Annotated in this window: 1 pseudogene; it reads right to left on the bottom strand. The window is 50.9% G+C overall.

Annotation, left to right across the window (positions count from 1 at the left end):
* A pseudogene (locus tag B4920_RS28265) lies at window positions 1-230 on the bottom strand (acyl-[acyl-carrier-protein]--UDP-N-acetylglucosamine O-acyltransferase); the annotation flags it as partial.

Consider the following 230-nt stretch of genomic DNA (forward strand, 5'->3'; position numbering starts at 1 on the left):
ATAATGCCGCGACCCGAAGATTTGACAAACTCAACGAGCAACTTAACTTGCGCGTCATTTTGTGCATCTTCGGCAAGTGCCTCAACCGCTTCTTCAACCGTCAGGCTGCTACGATATAAGGTTTTATAAGCGCGGCGCACCGCTAATTGAGTTTCCTTAGAGAAACCTCGGCGCTTCATACCTTCGCTGTTTAAGCCGCGAGGGATAGCTGGTTGTCCCGCAGCCATCAC

The organism is Zoogloea sp. LCSB751 (assembly GCF_002028455.1).
Lineage (GTDB): Bacteria > Pseudomonadota > Gammaproteobacteria > Burkholderiales > Rhodocyclaceae > Zoogloea.